The organism is Streptomyces sp. NPDC002870, assembly GCF_042888505.1.
Taxonomy (GTDB): domain Bacteria; phylum Actinomycetota; class Actinomycetes; order Streptomycetales; family Streptomycetaceae; genus Streptomyces.
Genome location: NZ_JBIAPW010000034.1, coordinates 17,337 through 35,170 on the forward strand (window position 1 = coordinate 17,337; position 17,834 = coordinate 35,170).

Here is a 17,834-nt window from a genome sequence, read left to right on the forward strand (position 1 = left end):
TCGAGCAGCTCCGCATCGCCCAGGATCTCGATGCGCTCGCTCCGCGCGGGCCGCCGCCGGTAGGACAGAGGGCACCGGGGCCGTCAGGTCCGCGCCGTCGACGGCGGATCTCAACAGGTCGCTCTGCATGACGATTTCGGCGCAGTAGCGGTCAAAACTCAGCAGAGTCATGGCGCCACGGCAGGCCGCACCACTGACCACGAGGTGACCAGAACAACATCGCGCCGTCCTCTGCCCGCGCCCGCAACGCAAACCGCAGGTGTACGTACCGTCCCGCCGCCCCTTTCGAAGGGAACGCGCCGTCCTGACCGGCCGAAGTACCAAACCGGACATTCACGCCACGCGCTCGTGGCCGCTCCCGGGCCGCCGCGGGGTCCAAAACAGGAAGCGATCACCTTTGCGCGCCCGTAAGCTCACCGACATGCAGGTGATCCAGTCGACGAAGCTCGCAAACGTCTGTTACGAAATCCGGGGCCCGGTCCTCGAGGAGGCAATGCGGCTGGAGGCAGCAGGGCATCGCATCCTCAAGCTCAACACCGGCAACCCCGCGGCCTTCGGCTTCGAGTGCCCGCCCGAGATCCTCGAGGACGTCCTCCGCAATCTCGGCGGCGCACACGGCTACGGCGACGCGAAGGGGCTGTTGTCCGCGCGCCGCGCCGTGATGCAGCACTACCAGACCAAGAGCATCGACCTGGACGTCGAGGACATCTACCTCGGCAACGGCGTCTCCGAGCTGATCCAGATGTCGATGCAGGCGCTGCTCGACGACGGCGACGAGGTGCTCGTACCGGCGCCGGACTATCCGCTGTGGACGGCCTCGGTGTCGCTGGCCGGCGGTACGGCCGTGCACTACCGCTGTGACGAGCAGTCGGACTGGATGCCGGACCTCGCGGACATCGAGCGGAAGATCACCGACCGCACCCGCGCGATCGTGATCATCAACCCGAACAACCCGACCGGTGCTGTCTACGACGACGAGATGCTGCGCTCGCTGACGGACATCGCCCGCCGGCACAACCTGATCGTCTGCTCCGACGAGATCTACGACAAGATCCTCTACGACGGAGCCACGCACACCCCGACCGCCGCGGTCGCCCCGGACCTGATGGTCCTGACCTTCAACGGGCTCTCCAAGAACTACCGGGTGGCGGGCTACCGCTCCGGCTGGATGGCGGTCTGCGGTCCGAAGGCGCACGCCTCCTCGTACATCGAGGGGCTGACGATCCTGGCCAATATGCGGCTCTGCGCCAATATGCCCTCGCAGCACGCGGTGGCCACGGCGCTCGGCGGCCGGCAGTCGATCGAGGACCTCGTCCTGCCGGGCGGGCGGATCCTGGAGCAGCGGGACGTCGCGTACGACCTGCTCACCCAGATCCCGGGCGTGACCTGCGTCAAGCCGAAGGGCGCGCTGTATCTGTTCCCGCGGCTCGACCCCAAGGTCTACAAGGTCAAGGACGACCGGCAGATGGTGCTCGACCTGCTGCGCACCGAGAAGATCATGGTCGTGCACGGTACGGGCTTCAACTGGCCGGAGCCGGATCACTTCCGGATCGTGACGCTGCCGGCGGCGAAGGATCTGGCGGACGCGGTGACGCGGATCGGGAACTTCCTGGACGGCTACAGCCAGCCCTGACCGGACCCTGAGCGGGCCCCGGGTATGGCCTCGGCAAAGAGTCCCGACCGGACTCAACTTTAGACAGAATCTAAGCTAGGATGGTCTCCTGACAGTGAGCAGGAGGCCATCCCCATGTACGAGCCGATCCGCACGCAACGTCGTGGGTCCGTCCACGCGATGGCCGACGACGCCCAGTACCCGCACCGCACCCGCGAGGAAGAGCTGGATATCCAGCTCGCCGGTCATCTCTCCGCGCTGCTCGCCGTCACCGACGAACTCGGTCTCGACGCGGCCGCCGACAGCATCGCGGCCCAGGTCGCCCGTCTCCGAGGCACGCCGCCCGTCCGCCACGCGGGCCTGAGCGGCGCGGACCCCGCGTCCCTGCACCGCCGGGCACTCGCCCTCGCGGGCCGCGCCCTCGTCGTCGCCGCATCCCGCGCCGACACCGCCGCCGCGATCCTCTCCGCCGAGCGGATGGACGCGCACACCGCCGCCCTGGCCGAACCCCGCCTGGTCGGCGCCCACTGACGGCCCCGGTTCGCGGGCCGCGGAGGCGCGCGGACCGGGTGCCACCTTTCCCTGCGCGCAAGGACCCGTACGCAAGAGGGGCCCACCGAAGACTTCTTCGGTGGGCCTCCGGTGCTTACCGGCGCGCGATTTCCACCCTGCGGTGCACGAGACACTCCAGAATCAAGTCGAGCACGGATTTTCCCGGGACGTGGGTTTCCAGCATCCCCAGCGCCTCCCGCGCGGTATCGAAATCATGCCATTCAAGCGAGAATGGAGCCGCCTGCCCCAGAGCGCCAGAAAGGCAGTCATCGAGAGCGGCTAGATTCGATCCGTAGTATCCACCGGGTCCGTTGATCGCCTCACCAATGGCACAGTAGAAACTGGCGAGATCCTGGATGTTCTCACCTTCGAGAACATAAGGGCCGGAGACCGGGCGGCGGGCGTCTTTCGCCTCGACCGTCCAGCCGTATCTTCCCGCCACTTCAACCCATGCCTCTCTCCGGCCCGGTGGAATTCCTGCCCAATCATTCTTCGACACAGGCGGGGAGATCGCCCAAGATTCCCAGATATCTCCGGCTCCGGCGTGAGGTTCTGTCGTGAAACAGCAGTGCACCTCTGCATCGATCGAACCGTCGTCCTTCACCACGCAGGCGTCAAGCTCGGCGGAACCGGCAAGGTAGGCCCCGATCACCCGCCCCGTCGGATCTAGAATATTGATCCAGATATTTCCCAGGTCAATGCCGGTGGATTCCCTGCGGAACCAGGATTCGACCAGCTGGTCCGAAGGGTTCAGACCCAACAGCCGGAGACAGGACATACGCACTTCCGGCTCCACGTAGCTGAATTCTTCCAGTGCGCCGTAGGAGCCCGTATAGAGGCCTTCAATATCAAGGGGGCTGCCGAGATGAGAATCATCTTCGTCATCGGCGGAAACAGCAAACCTAACCCTGGCTTCCCGACACTCCATTAGGCTGCCACCTCTTGTTTCATTGAGACAGAAATCGGTCGCGCTTTTATCCTACAGGAAGGACATGCGCCGGGCCCCGCACGCCTCGTGCGGGGCCCAGCACCCTTCATTCAGCTATTTGGTGGCCCAGTCAGGGCTTTCTGAGCTTGGGATACCACGACATCGGGAAGTTCTGGATGGTCCGATAATGGTTGTCCGACCATCCCATGGTGCCGTTGTCGAAGCGCAGGATTCTCACTTCGTTACCCGGCTTGTTCGTCGGAACGACGAATTCCTTCGCGCCCTTCCACTCCCGCTGGGTCGGCTTACTTCCTCGGAATATCTTCTGAAGGCCGGTCGACGTATCGATCTGTGGGATGCCGTTACCGTCACGGATGGCCTTGAAGTGGTACTTGACCTCCTTCGGAATGGGCTTCGGCCTCGGACCGTTCGGAACCTTCTTGGGGCAGTTGTGGACCAGTACCGGAGTCTGCTCCGCGACGACGTAGTACGTGTGGATGCCGCTGACCGTGAGATCGTGCGTCCGCTGACGCTGCTCGAAGTCACGGGAGCCGACGACTGTGGCGGTGGCGCCTTGCGGGGTGCGGAGTTCCATCCCCGGTTCAAGGTCGCCGGCCGCGACCCACGCACCCTCGGACTCCACCCAGAACGGGTGGGTCGTTGTGGAGATGAGGGCAGCCGCCTGTTCGCCCTCGGCCTTGATCGTCAGGTCGACGAACTGCTTGTCGTCCTCCGTGACAATCGTGCCGACGACCTCACGAGCCACCGTTTCGCCGGTCTCGGGATCGGTGGCGATGATCTTGTCGCCGAGCTCGATCTCTTCGATCGGTTTACTCGAACCGTCTGCGAGGAGGATCGGTGTCGCTGGTAGGAAGCTGTGCGAGACATCGCAGGATTCGCCCTGCTTCTTCAGCGCTGCCTTGGCCTTCTCCAGCTTGTCCTTTGCCTTCTGGACCTTGGAGGACTCGTCCCAGGCCTTCATCGCGCCGCTGATCAGCTCGTCGAGGTGACCCGTGATCGTCTTACCGAGGTCCCAGGCCTTGTCCAGCCGCCATCCGTACTTCTTGATCAGCTTGGCGGGCAGGCCGCCGATGAGCATGGTGGCGACATTGAGCGCGGTCTCGCCGCAGGCCCCCAGGTCGCCTGAGGAGAAGCAGTCGAGAGCGGCGTTGATCCCGAGCTCTTCCTTGGCGATTTCGGTGAGCGCGTCGGCTGCTTTCTTGACCCTCTGCTTCGTCTTGCTGTAGTTCGCCTCGGCCTGGCCCAGTTCTTGCTCGGCACTGCTGACCGCGTGGCTGGACGAGTACTTCTTGAAGTAGTTCATCGCCCACTGGAACAGCTTGGGAATGGAGATCCAGAGCCCGCTCGGGTCGGACAGCGTGACCGGGCTGTTGTTGCCGTAGGCGTAGCCGTTGACCTGCTGCGGCTGGGTGAAATCGATGATCGGGTCGGGTGAGATGAACTTGCCCAGGCCCGGGTCGTATTGGCGGGCCCCGACGTTTGTCAGGCCTGTCTGAGCGTCGATGTCACCGCCGACGAAGCCCTTTTCACTGGTCCAGGGGCCGGTCGGCTCGGCGCGCTCGACGCCGTAGGGGTCAAGGCGCCGCTGGGAGACGGCGCCTGTTGTGGCGTTGACGGACAGTTCGTTGGTGCCGTGGTGGTCGGCGGCGAGGAATGAGAGGTCGCCGTTGTCCGTCCGCATGGCGACCGTCTTGCCCGCGAAGCTGTAGTAACGGGTCGCTTCGACGGCCGTGCTGCCCTTGGCCTGGCGGAGTTCCAGGCCGGGGAGGTAGACGGTGGTACCGGTGGCGTCCGAGCGGGTGAGCCGGTTGCCGTCCGCGTCGTAGAGGTAGTCCGTGGTCTTTCCGTCGGCCTCCGTCGTCTTGGCGAGCTTGCCCTCGGCGTTCCAGCCGAGTCTCTGGGTGTCTCCGCCCAGGGTCCGCTCGTCGGTGTTGCCGGCGTCGTCGTAGCCATAGGTCGACTGCTTGTCGCCCGTGGGAGTGTTCTCGACGACCTTGGTGACGGCGTGCGGACCGGCAGGGCCCTCACCGTAGGTGAAGGTGCGCGTGACGTCCTTGGCCGCGTTCAGGCCGGTGTCGTGGCGGACCTCCTTGGTGCGGTTGCCGATTGCGTCCGTCTCGTAGGACGTCCAGTAGGGGGCGGGGCCGCCCACTGCGGACGTGCCGGGAGCCGTGGCACAGGCGGACGGGGACGAGGCGTCGAGCTTGCTGCCGACGGTTCCCGATCCGGTCGCGGTCGCCACGGTGGCGGCCGGAGTCCACGCTTCGGAGAGGCGCTTGCCACTGTCGTACGCGAAGCACTGCACGTCGGGCGATGCGCCGGCCGAGTCCGCGATGGACAGCACATTGCCGGACTGGTCGTAGGAGTATTCGGCCTTCTTGGCCGGTCCGGTGACACCTTCGATGTCGACGACCGAGCGCTTGAGGCGGTCGGTGCCCTTCTCGTAGTGGAAGGTCTGCCAGTTCTTCCTGCCGCTGCCGGTGGACAGTTCGAGCTGCTGGAGCTGGCTGGTGGGCGAGTAGACGGTGTCGGTGACGTAGGACGTCTTGCCGGTCATCGTCTTCGGCCGCTGCAAGTCGTCGTAGCCGAAGGCGATGGCCTCACCGGTGAGCCCGCCCGCGGCCGGCATGCCCTGGCCGTTGACCGTACCGTCGGCGTTGTAGGTGGTGGTGAAGACGTACGTGCCGGCCAGCTTGTCCTGTGACGCGGGGACCGTGTACGCGGTCTTCAGCGGCCGGTACATCGCGTCCATGTCCTGCGTGACGGCGGAGAAGTACTCGGTCGCGCTGGTGTACCGCAGCGAGGCGTACGCCTCGCCGAGCCAGCCCGCCTTGTCGTACTTGGTCTCGGTGAGCTTGGTACCTGTGGTCGGATCGCCGTCCCATGTGGTGACCGGGCGGCCCAGCTTGTCGTAGACCGTGGAGACCTTCTTGCCGCGGTTGTCCGTGCTGGACACGGGCCGGTCGACGTCGTCGTACTTGACCGTGGTGGTACCCGTGTCCGGGTCCACGCTCTTGACCTTGCGGTTCAGCTGGTCGTACTCGTACCGCCAGACGTTGCCCTTGGCGTCGGTGACCGTCTGCAGGTCACCGGCGGGCGTGTGGGTGTACTTGGTGGCGTCGTATCCGGAGACCGGGCCGTCCGGGTCCGGGCTTTCGCCGTGGTAGTGGCGCAGCTCGGTCATCGCACCGGCCGCGTTGGTGATGGTGGTGGAAGGGACGCCGCCCTTGGGCGGGTCGACATGAGTGCGGTCACCGCCGTACGCGATGCTCGTGCGCCACTGCTCGACGCCCGCGACCTGGAAGATCTCAGCCGTCTTGCGGCCCATGCCGTCGTACTCGTAGCGGAACTGCGAACCAGTCTCGCCGTTGGCGACGATCAGCAGTTCGTTCGAGGGTGCGCCGACGGCGTTGTAGGTCTGGTTGCCCATTTTGACCTTGCCGGTGCCGTCGTAGAACGTGTCGCCGACGAGCCGGGTTCCGTTCGGGCCCTCGCTCTGCAGCTGCCGCGGACGGAGCAGTGCATCGTAGAACTGGTACTCGACGCCGTAGCCGCCACCGTGCTCTATCTTCTCCGTCTTGATGGAGACGGGCTTGTCCCGGCGGACGTCGTACGTGTACTTGACGCTCGGGGTCTGCGTCCTGGTCCGGTCGGGGAACCACACCGAGGACACGCGGCCGAGCGCGTCGAGCGACGCCTCGGTACGGCGGCCGTTGGGGTCCGTCTGGCCGATGGAAAGGCCCCACGCCGGCGCGAAGTCGGTGGTGGCGGCGTGACCGAGCGGATTGGTGAGCCTGACCTTGGAAATCAGTCCGTTGACGTCGGTGTACTTGGTCTGCACCGAGGAGCCGGCAGCGTCCGTCTCGGACGTGGGACGCCCGAAGGCGTCGTACGTGATCGTGCCCGTCACCTGGTAGGTGCCGGTCGTGCCGTCGTGGGACGTCAGCCGCTCGGCCTTGGTCTCGTCACCCTTGGTGGGTGCGGCTCCGAACGCGAGATCGTCATAGTGGGTGCGGGTGTCGCCGATGACCTGCGTCCTGCGGTCGGTGGCGGCGCCGCAGCCGGTGGCCACGACCTCGGTGCGGGACTGCAGGGTGTAGAGGTTCTTGGCCGGGTTGTCCGCGTAGGTCAGACGGGTGCAGGTGTCATCAGCCGCCGTTGACAGGTCCGCGGAGTCGTCGGTCCGCAGCAGCCGGCCGGTTCGGTTGGAGGTGTCGAACGTGGACACCGCCTTCGTGCTGCGCCAGCCGCCGCCGGACAGCGCGGTGTAGCCGCGCGAGATGTCCGACTGCACGACGGTCGCCTTGGTGGTGGCCCACGTCTTGGTCTGGGTGGCGGTGTCGTGCTTCCACGGCTCGGTGATCGCCTTGGACGCGACCTTGGTGCCGTTGTAGGTCTGGGCCTCGATCTGGAAGCCGGTGTACTCCTTGTGGCCGGTGTACTCGGTGCCGGTGGAGTCGGTGACCTCCTCGCGGCGGGTGCCGCCGCCCGGCAGCTTGTCGCCGTCGAGTCCCTGCAGGTACGTGTAGTCGATGCGGGTCGTCATGGACTGGCCGTTGCCGCTGGTGACCTTGACCTTGCCGTAGCCCTGCCACTGGCTCCAGGTGAGGAACTTGTCCTCGGTCATTCCGTCGGGCTCCGACTTCCGCCAGCCGGCGTCGCCCTGGTAGTCGTACCGGGTGACGAGGTCGTCACCGCCACCGGTGCGGTCGGTCTCGGTGATCTCGGAGACGACGTACTTGTGGAACCAGTCCGTACGAGGCTCGATGCTCCCCGGCGGGGCCCATACGACCGGGTAGCAGCGCTTCTTCGACTCTCCCGGCCTGGGCAGGGCGGAGGCGGCGCACTCGGTCGGTCCGTAGGTGACGTCTAGCTGGGCTCCGGTCTCACTCAGCACGGTGGCCAGGCGGAAGCGGTGGATGGCGTCGATGTTGTCCGTGTCGCTCGCGACACGGTTCTTGAGGTGCACGCCCTGCAGTTCGACGGAGGGCATCTTGATGCTGCCGCCGCCGCCCCTGCCCTCATGGTCGATCTTGTTCAGCCACAGGGTCTTGGTGTCGTCACCGTTGTCGGTGAAGGTGTGCGTGAACGTCCAGGCATCGACGTCGGCATAGGCATCGGCGGCGGTGCCGGAGCTCATCTGCGTCGTGATGCCGGTCAGCCGCTTGGTCGTCCAGAACGTCTGGGAGGACTGGGGCGCGGTGCACTTGGTGGCGGCCTTGCAGAAGCGGTCGACGGGGGTGTCGGGCCAGTGCGCCGCGTTGGCGGTGGTGAACTTGGACTCGGCGCAGTCGAAGGCATCGGTCGGCAGGCAGCGCTCGGTGGTCCTGAAGACCACGCGGGCCGGCGCCTTGGTGGTGTAGACGCCGCCGTCGCGCTGGCCGTAGTCGATCCGCTTGAGGTACCCGCCGCGGATGTACTCGGTGCCGTTGACGTCCGTCTTGCCGTTGAGGGCGTACCGGTTGGTCTCGGACCCGTAGTAGTACGACATCACATTGCCGTGGGTGTCCTTGACGTGGTCGAGGTTCCACCGCCAGGCCTGCTTGCAGTGCGCGCTGGTGAACGTCGCGTTGTAGCAGGGCTCGCCGGAGTTGTTGCCGAAGACCGGGGACGTCCAGGTGGAGGCAGTGGTCTCCTTGCCCGTGGTCCAGCCGGGGAGCTTGTTCAGCCCGAACCAGTACTCGGTTCCGTCGGTGGTGGTGAGCTTCCAGTGCTCACCGTCGTTGTCACCGTTGTCGGCGCCGGTGAGCTTGGCGATCTTCGCTCCGTTCTCTGAAGCGAGGTGCCATTCCTTGGTCTTGTCGTCCTGGATCAGCTCACCGGACATGCCGTTGAGCACGATCGTGGCGTTGTCGAAGGCCCAGCACTGTTCGGCCGACGTCTTCTGGCCGTCGTCGGCGCAGGACTTGTAGCGCCGTTCGATGTAACCGGGCTCGTAGCCGAAGCCCTCACCGATCCAGGAGCCCTGGTTGTTGGTGGCTGCCGTACGGCCGTCCGCGGACTGCGAGGAGTAGCCGAGAGCCATTTCCGGCGTCAGACCACCCGGCGTCGGGACTGAGCGCAGCGGGTAGTTCCAGGAGAAGCCGCCCGAGGAGTTCGCCACCGACCAAGTCGCGGACGGGGCAAGGCTGGTGGCCTTGTAGTCACCCTTGGACGAGGAGTCGCCGGCCGCCACCGCGAAGACGGCCGGGGCGCCCGCGGCCGGGGCCGCGGAGACCTGCGCGGTCACGGACCGGGTGGCGGGGTCGTTCTTGAAGGGAATGCGCTTGGGCGTCGCCGGGCAGCCCTTGCTGCCGGGCGGCTGGGTCGCGGCGCACGCGGGCAGCTCGATCAGCTGCAGCCGCGAGCCGTATCCGCCGCCCGCGCCCTCGGCGAACTGGGCGTAGTCCAGGGAGAGCCCGACGGGGGCCGCCGCCTTGGCGCCATCGGAGCGCTCCACGGTGAGCAGCGCGGCGCTGCCCCACTTCGCCGCGGCCTTCTGGCCCAGCGAGGTGACCTTGACCCTGGAGGGGGTGACGGCCGCGCCCGCGGCGCGCTTGCCCTGCGCCGCGGCCGGGGTCACCGTGACGGGAAGACCGCCCACGGTGGACTTGGCGGGCTTCGCCGCCCCGGCCCTTGCGGCGGACCTGGCGCCGCTGTCGGCCGACTTGGCGCCGCTGTCCGCCGACTTGGCGCCCTTCACGGGCGCGGCAGGGGCCGTGAGCGCGATCTCCGTGCTGCCGGCCTGCGGCCAGAGCGCCGGGTCCAGGGTCCTTGCCGCGGCCTTCCGGGCCGGGTCGGCAGGACGGGGCTTGGTCTTGGCGTTCTTGCCCTCGGCCGGATCGGAACTGCCGGGAACACCGGGCCGCTTGGCGCCCTCTGGTTTCGCCGGTATCGCCTGGGCGGTAGCGGCCGACAATGACAGCGCCACGCCCAGGACAGTGGCGGCCACCACATGCCTGGGCATGCGTGAGGCCAGCAATCTGCCACCTAAAGACATCAGTCAACTCCACAAAGAAAAGGAAAGAGGAAGGAAGAGACCCGCCGGGCAGACGGGCTTGCCCGTGCGCGGCCGTCGTCATCGACGGCCGCGTACGGGCACCAACTGCGTTCCCTACAGGTCCGGGTCGCCGGTCAGCTGGTTCATCCGGCCGACCGCGGTCGCGTCCGCCGCGCCCGCGTACACACGCACCTCGTCGATCGAACCGGCGAAGTACTCGTCGCCGCCGCCCAGCGCGGAGCGCCCGACCTGGAGGCCACGGCTGGAGGCCCAGGTCGTGTGGTCGAAGAAGTGCTCTTCGTCGTCCGACGCCGTGGCGACCGGCTGGCCGTCCACGTACAGATCCACCTGGTGGGTGACCGCGTCATAGACCACGGCAAGGTGGGTGCCCGACAGCGAGACCCCGGGGACGGCATCGGCGTGGGTCACGGTGGTGACCTTCGCCGTACCGCTGTCCGCGTCGGTCAGCGCGAGCTCCCACTGCTTGGTCGCGGCCTGGAAGCGCACCGTGATCCGGTCCGCGTTCTGGCCCGGCAGGGAGAGCACCGTCTGCGACTTCTCCGCGTCCGGGGTGGTGAGCTTGGCTCGTACGGCGACGGTGTAGCTGTCCGCGCCGGTCACCACGGGTGTGGCCGTCCCGGCCCAGTCGTCCGTGCCGTCCAGGGCCAGGCTTCCGCCGTCGACCAGCGCCGCGTCGTCGAACTCGTCCGCGGGCTTGTAGATGGTCGCGCCGTGCAGCGCCAGCGGCTGGCCGCCGGCCTGGACATTGGCGGAGTTGCTGTCGGCGCCGACGGCCTCCAGCGGCCAGTAGCCCTTGCGCTGCGGCTTGACCGTGATGATCTGGGCGATCTGGCTCTGCGGCAGCACCCGGTCGTACGCCCGTACTTCCGCGAGGTCGCCCTCGAAGTTGTCGCGGTAGCCGTGCTTGGCGAGGACCCGGCCGATCTGCAGACTGCGGATCGAGGACCAGGTGGTGTGGCGCGCGGTCTTGGCGGCCTCCTTGTCGTTGACGTAGAGCCGCAGTTGGGGACCGGCGGTGGCGTAGGCGTCGTAGACACCGGTGAGCAGCACCCACTCGTTGACCTTGACCGGGTACGTGGCGGCGGGCGCGACGGCCTTCCAGCTCTCCATCGCGTCGACGTCCATGTCCGGTGTGGAGAACGACCAGGCTTTGTCCGTGGCGTCGTATCCGAGCACGAAGCCCGGCTCACCGGTGCTGTCCTGGCTGATGACGGCCATGTCCTTGTTCAGGGCCGTGGGCTTGACCCAGGCGCTGACGGAGAAGCTCCGGCCGGTGTCCATCACCGTGCCCCACGAGTCGAGGTAGGCGTTCTTGGTGCCGTCGAAGTGCGCGGCGCCGTCGGCCACCCCGCCTGGTCCTTCGGCTCCGAAGGTGACTCCGGTGCCCGGGCGGCCCGGGTGGCTTCCGCTGTCGGAGCTGTCCTGGGCCAGTTCGCTGCCCTGCTGGTCGTCCAGATTCCACTGGCCCGCGGCCTGCTTGCCGTCGGTGACCAGGAACTCGTGGTGGGCGGGAACGCTGGAGTTGTTGGCGCCGTCATAGGCCTCGACGGTCACCCAGTGGCGTCCGGCCCGGGGAGGATTCCAGGTCACGGTGGCCGGTGCGCCCCCAGTGACGGTGACCGTCTTCCTGGCCTCGCCGTCGAAGACGAACCGGTACTCCTTCACGTCCTTGTCGGACGCGGTGAAGGTGAACTTGCCGACCGTGCCGATGCCGTGGTGCCACATGTCGTCGTCCGGGTACTCCGGTGAGGCGACCTTGGGCGCCTTGGGCCGGGCCGCGTCGCGCATGACGGCACAGCGCTGCGGGGTGCCGTCGGAACTCCACGGCCCCCAGGCGTCACCGTCGAAGGCGCGGGCCTGCCAGGTGATCAGGGTGCTGTCGGGGATCTTCGGCTTGCCGGCCGGCTGAGTCACCTGGTGGGTGAACACGGTGCCGGCGTTGGGCGACTTGTATCCGGTGTCGTACGTGTAGCTCTGCTCGGCGCCGCCCGCGTCGTTGTAGAACACCTGGAACTGCATCTTCACCTGGTCCGCGTACGCCGAGCCGTGGTCCGGGTCACGCGCCTCGGCGCGCAGCTGCGGGAGCACATCGGTGTACTTGCGGGTCGCGGCGTCCCAGTTGCACACGCCGCCGGGGTTGGTCGACATCAGCTTGTGGTCGACCTGCCGGGGCGGGGTGTTGTACTCGATCTTCAGGAAGGTGTTGCCGCAGATCCGCTTCCAGCCCGGATAGTCGGACTCGTCCTTGGCCCGCAGGCCGAGGGACATGCTGGACCAGCTGTCGGCCGTGGCCGCCTTGACCTCGTTCAGCAGCTCGCCGTTCTTGATGTTGAGGTTGGCGCTGCCCTTGCAGGTCGTGGGCGAGATCTTCGTGTCCATCGTGGCCAGGTAGTCCGACCAGTCGTCCTTGGTATTGCCCCAGCTGCTGGTCTTGGTGACCGTGTAGTTCTTGCCGCCGATGCGGTAGAGGTCGACGGGTTCGGCCTTGGCGTCGGCCCAGTACACGAACTCCACGCGGGCCGAGAACTGGGCGCTGAGGATCTGCTTCCCGCGGTAGGCGGACAGCGGGAAGGTGTAGAGGAGACGCCGTACGCCGATGCCGGCGCAGGTGGTCGGGTTGTAGTTGACCGGGCACTTGCCCATGCCTGCGCTGCCCGAGTACGCCCAGTCCTGCTCGCCCGGCATGCCGGACATGACGCCCGTCCACGCGGAGCGGTGGATGGTGCGCGGGATCGGGTCGACCACGACGGGGTAGACGGTGTCCTTGCCGCGCAGCAGCTCGAGGTCCGGGGTCAGGGTGAGGCGGTTCTTGGCGACGGTGAGGCCCACGGATGCCTTCCGGCCGCCGTCGACGGCCTGCAGGGCGGCCTTGGGGGCCGTGGTTCCAGCCGCGGTTCCAGCCGCGGGGCCCGCCACGGTCCCTGCCGTGCTTCCCGTCGTGCCGGCGCCGGAACCGGCCGACCGGACGCCGCCCTTGGCCGGCGGGGTGGTCCTCGCCGAGGAGAGGCTGGGGGCCGAGTCCCACATCACGGCCTTGGCCGCCTCGAAGACGGTGCCGCCGACCGCCGCGTCCACGGCGCGCATACCGCCGCCGCGGTCCTTCTCGATCTTCAGACCCTTGGCGGACAGGCCGAGTTCGATCCGGGTCAGCTCCTGATTGGCGGCCGCCTGCGCGTTCTTGACGATGAAGTAGTGGCCGAATCCTTCGATCTCGGCACGTACAGCCAGGTCCACACCCGGCAGCACTTCCTCGTAGCGGGCGGTGCTGCCCTCCACCTTCGGGGCGGGCAGCTTTCCGCCCGGCCAGGTCAGCGAGTACTCACGGCCCGCTCGGCTCATCGTGGCGAACGGGCCTTCGCCGCCGCCCGAGAACTCCAGTCCGACGGTGGCCGCCTTCGGTGAAAGGCTGCCGTCCGCGCGCTTGACCAGCGTGTCGTCGACCGGTGCCCAGCCGCCGGGCTTGAGCGTACGGACCGGCTGGGTGTACTCCTGCGCGGTGAACGTCCCCCTGGGGTTGGCGAACACATCGCGCCGCTCCTGGCGCAGGCCCGTGACCTCGACGCTCTTGCCTGTGCGCTTCGCCGCGGCCAGCGCCACCTGCTCGGTCTGGGCGTGACCCGTCTCGGCCGCCACGGTGACAGCCCTCGTGTACGCGTCGGCCGCCGCCTCGGCGGCCGTGTCCTCGGCGGTGCCCGGCAGCGCGTACGTACCGGCGGCGAGCATCGCCGTCAGCGCGCCGGTCACCAGCGCCGCGCGGCCTCTTCGCCCTCGCGTGCCTGACCTGGTCATGGGCACCTGCTGGTGTCTCCCTCTGCTCCGCTCCATCACCGGATCACCGCGCCGAATGCCGTGCCGCCCGCAGGCAGGCCGTCCTGGCCGGGGGCGAAGGTACGTGCCGGAGCGCCGCCGCTGACGACCGTCCAGTCGAAGGCGTAGACCGAACCCGGCGTGTCACCGGACGGGTTGACGACTCCGACCAGCAGCGCCTGCGGCGTCGCGGCCAGGCTGGCGCCGACGTACATCTGGTGCTCGGGTACGCCCGGGATGCCCCAGCCCGGATCGAGCCACACGTCGGTGGGGCCGGGATCGGCGGCGAAGGGCAGGATCTGCACTCCGCCCTTGTCCAGGTGCTCGGCCGTGGCCGAGGCCTCGTTGCCGGGGACGCCCACGGCCACCTTCACCGTGTCTGCCGTGGCAACCTGCGTCGGTGCGGTGTTGACCACGGCCACCTGCTGCCCGAAGAAGTCGCCCGCGGCGGGGTCGCCCTCCACCTCGGTGCCGCCCTGGTTCAGGTTCTCCAGCGTCCGCGTCACCGTCTTGTCCGGGTTGACGCGGTACAACGCGACGCGACCGGCGTCGGTCAGGGTGCCGAGGTCCTCGCCCGGCACACCCACCGCGAGTACGGCGCCCAGTGCCGAGGCCTCCGAGGAGATTCGGTGCGGTGCCATCGCCAGGGAGGTGCCGAAGCGGTCGTACGGCTCGGCCGACAGGTCCTTGTCGGTTCCGGCCGGCGCGTCCGGGGTCTGACCGAGGCCGAATACCGGCTCGGGTATGCCACTGGTGTTCAGTGACGGACGAAAGACATGGATGGCGCCCGCGAAGACGGCGGTGGATATCGACTCCCCCGGCGAGCCCACCGTGAAGTAGCGGTCGGTCGAGGCGAGCGAGGCCCCGAAACGGTCGTTCGCCTCGGCGGTCTCCCACACGCCGGTGCTGTCCTGGGAGACGACGACGTTCGTCAGCGGCTTGCCGCTGAGGTAGTGGATCAATCCCGCGTCCGCGCCGGCCGTGGTGTCCTCTCCCGGAGAGCCGATCACCAGGAACGGCAGCGCTGTCGAGGTGGTCCCGCCGGTCAGCGCAAAGCCGAACAGGTCTCCCGCCTCGGGGCCCTGAGAGGCCGTCACCCCGGTCTGGTCGTACGTCACCGATGCCTGGCCGGTGCCCAGTCCGCCCGCGGCACCGAACAGCACATACACGGAGCCCGAGTCGCGGGCCGTGCCGACGTCCTTGTACGGTGCGCCGACCACCAGGTCGCTGCAGCCGTCCACGTTGAAGTCGCCGTGGGCCAGTGACCGGCCGAACTGCGCCTTGCCCTCCGCGTCACCCGGCACCCACGCCAGGTCCTGCTGGATCTGCACGCTTGCGGCCGTCGTGCCGCCGTAGACCACCGTGACCGCTCCGGATCCGGCCTTGCCGCCGATCGTCGCGTCCGGATCGGCGATCGCCGTGTCCCGCAGGCCGTCGCCGTTGTAGTCCGATTCGCCTCCGCCGCCGCAGGTGCCGGCGGCCGACGCGGCCGAGTGACCGAAGAACGCTACGGCAGCGGTGATGAGAAAGCCGAGAACCGCCAGCCAGGCGATCCAGTAACCGACTCGGTAGTTCCTTCCCCATAAACCCGCTGACGTCGGCTCGCGCCGTATGGTGTCATCCTCAACACTCACAACCCCACCCCAGTTCCCACATGTTCTTCACATAAGCCAGGAAATCTTACGTTCCTGGAACGGGTGGGTCACATGTGACAAGAGTCATGCACTGCGGACGACCTGACTGGCTATTTGGCCGACAACAGGGTTGTGGTCCTGAATTCCATCCCGGAAAAAGGTCCGGCCCCCGGAGCCGTGAGGGGGCTCCGGGGGCCGGGGACGCGGCGGACCTGTGTGACCCCACAGGTCAGGGCGGATGTCGAGTTGGCCCGCCGCGACGATTCAGTACGAGCGTCAGCCGAGCCGCGCCACCAGCGAGCGGTACTCGTCCCACAGCTCCTTCGGCGTGTGCTCGCCGAAGGTGTTGAGGTGCTCGGGGATCAGCGCGGCCTCCTCGCGCCAGACCTCCTTGTCGACCTTGAGCAGGAAGTCGAGGTCCTCGTCGGGCAGTTCGAGACCGTCCGTGTCGAGAGCCTCACGCGTCGGCAGGATGCCGATCGGCGTCTCGACGCCCTCGGCCTTGCCCGCCAGGCGCTCCACGATCCACTTGAGCACGCGGCTGTTCTCGCCGAAGCCCGGCCAGACGAACTTGCCCGCGTCGTTCTTGCGGAACCAGTTCACGTAGTAGATCTTCGGCAGCTTCGACGCGTCGGCCTGCTGCCCGACCTTGATCCAGTGGGCCATGTAGTCGCCCATGTTGTAGCCGCAGAACGGCAGCATCGCGAACGGGTCGCGGCGCAGCTCGCCGACCTTGCCCTCGGCCGCCGCGGTCTTCTCGGAGGCGACGTTGGCGCCGAGGAAGACGCCGTGCTGCCAGTCGAAGGACTCCGTCACCAGCGGTACGGCGCTGGCGCGGCGGCCGCCGAAGAGGATGGCCGAGATCGGCACGCCCTTGGGGTCCTCCCACTCGGGCGCGGCGATCGGGCACTGCGAGGCGGGCACGGTGAAGCGGGCATTGGGGTGGGCCGCCGGGGTCTCGGACGCGGGCGTCCAGTCGTTGCCCTTCCAGTCCGTGAGGTGGGCCGGGGCCTCCTCGGTCATGCCCTCCCACCAGATGTCGTTGTCGTCGGTGAGCGCGACATTGGTGAAGACGGCGTTGCCCCACAGCGTCTTCATGGCGTTGGCGTTGGTGTGCTCACCGGTGCCGGGCGCGACGCCGAAGAAACCGGCCTCGGGGTTGATCGCGTACAGCCGGCCGTCCTCGCCGAAGCGCATCCAGGCGATGTCGTCGCCGATGGTCTCCACGGTCCAACCGTCGACGGTGGGCTCCAGCATGGCGAGGTTGGTCTTGCCGCAGGCGCTCGGGAAGCCAGCGGCGACGTACTTGGACTCGCCCTGCGGCGGGGTGAGCTTGAGGATCAGCATGTGCTCGGCGAGCCAGCCCTCGTCGCGCGCCATGACGGACGCGATGCGCAGCGCGTAGCACTTCTTGCCGAGCAGGGCGTTGCCGCCGTAGCCCGATCCGTACGACCAGATCTCGCGGCTCTCGGGGAAGTGCGAGATGTACTTGGTGCTGTTGCAGGGCCAGGAAACGTCCTTCTGGCCCGGCTCCAGCGGGGCGCCGAGAGTGTGCACGGCCCTGACGAAGAAGCCGTCGGAGCCGAGCTCGTCGAGGACGGGCTGTCCCATGCGGGTCATGGTGCGCATGGAGACGGCGACGTAGGCGGAGTCGGTGATCTCGACGCCGATGGCGGACAGCGGCGAGCCCAGCGGACCCATGCAGAACGGCACGACGTACATGGTCCGGCCACGCATCGAGCCGCGGAAGATGCCCTCCTCGCCGGCGAAGATGTCCTTCATCTCGGCCGGGGCCTTCCAGTGGTTCGTCGGGCCCGCGTCCTCCTCCTTCTCGGAGCAGATGAAGGTGCGGTCCTCGACGCGGGCGACGTCGCTCGGGTCGGACGCGGCGTAGTAGGAGTTCGGGCGCTTGATCGGGTCCAGCTTTTTGAAGGTGCCCTTGGCGACGAGCTCCTCACACAGGCGCTCGTACTCGGCTTCGGATCCGTCACACCAGACGACGCTGTCCGGCTGCGTGATTGCTGCGATCTCGTCGACCCAGGAGACGAGCTCCTGGTGGTTGGTGGGGACGGTGCTGGGAGCCGCGATGTCGCGCGCCACGATCGCTCCTAAGTGAGGGGATTCGAAGTTGTTGCCCCGTGGGGGCTGCGACCCGGATGCTTCGGTCCCTTGTTTCTTCCTGGCGCTCATCCGGTGCCGACCGCACTCATCTGATCATCCGTGCAGTGTGCGCATATGTCCAGAGGACCTCTCACGTGAGCATCGCCACTCGGAGCCCGA

Annotated in this window: 7 protein-coding genes; 2 read left to right on the forward strand and 5 right to left on the reverse strand. The window is 67.7% G+C overall.

Features of this window, described 5'->3' with window-relative positions; translation table 11 throughout:
- Positions 1-421: 421 nt before the first annotated feature.
- Both ACFYWY_RS30670 and ACFYWY_RS30675 read left to right on the forward strand, forming a co-directional pair.
- On the forward strand, positions 422-1,633 hold the full coding sequence (locus ACFYWY_RS30670) for a pyridoxal phosphate-dependent aminotransferase (RefSeq protein WP_389192182.1): 1,212 nt from the start codon (positions 422-424) through the stop codon (positions 1,631-1,633).
- A gap of 114 nt (positions 1,634-1,747) precedes the next feature.
- Positions 1,748-2,143, forward strand: a complete 396-nt coding sequence (locus tag ACFYWY_RS30675) for a hypothetical protein (protein WP_389192185.1) — start codon at positions 1,748-1,750, stop codon at positions 2,141-2,143.
- Between the two features lie 115 nt (positions 2,144-2,258).
- Here ACFYWY_RS30675 and ACFYWY_RS30680 read toward each other — a convergent pair whose 3' ends face one another.
- The 5 genes from ACFYWY_RS30680 to ACFYWY_RS30700 all read right to left on the reverse strand — a co-directional run bounded on the left by ACFYWY_RS30680 (position 2,259) and on the right by ACFYWY_RS30700 (position 17,654).
- A complete protein-coding gene (locus tag ACFYWY_RS30680; protein WP_389192188.1) occupies positions 2,259-3,092 on the reverse strand; it encodes a barstar family protein in 834 nt (277 codons plus the stop codon).
- Between the two features lie 130 nt (positions 3,093-3,222).
- The gene (locus ACFYWY_RS30685) at positions 3,223-10,023 is read right to left on the reverse strand and encodes a polymorphic toxin-type HINT domain-containing protein (RefSeq protein ID WP_389192191.1); all 6,801 of its coding nucleotides are present in this window, start codon (positions 10,021-10,023) and stop codon (positions 3,223-3,225) included.
- 183 nt (positions 10,024-10,206) lie between these two features.
- A complete protein-coding gene (locus tag ACFYWY_RS30690) occupies positions 10,207-13,902 on the reverse strand; it encodes a LamG domain-containing protein (RefSeq protein WP_389192194.1) in 3,696 nt (1,231 codons plus the stop codon).
- Between the two features lie 35 nt (positions 13,903-13,937).
- A complete protein-coding gene (locus ACFYWY_RS30695) occupies positions 13,938-15,554 on the reverse strand; it encodes an integrin alpha (protein WP_389192197.1) in 1,617 nt (538 codons plus the stop codon).
- 276 nt (positions 15,555-15,830) lie between these two features.
- A complete protein-coding gene (locus ACFYWY_RS30700) occupies positions 15,831-17,654 on the reverse strand; it encodes a phosphoenolpyruvate carboxykinase (GTP) (RefSeq protein ID WP_389192200.1) in 1,824 nt (607 codons plus the stop codon).
- Positions 17,655-17,834: the final 180 nt, after the last annotated feature.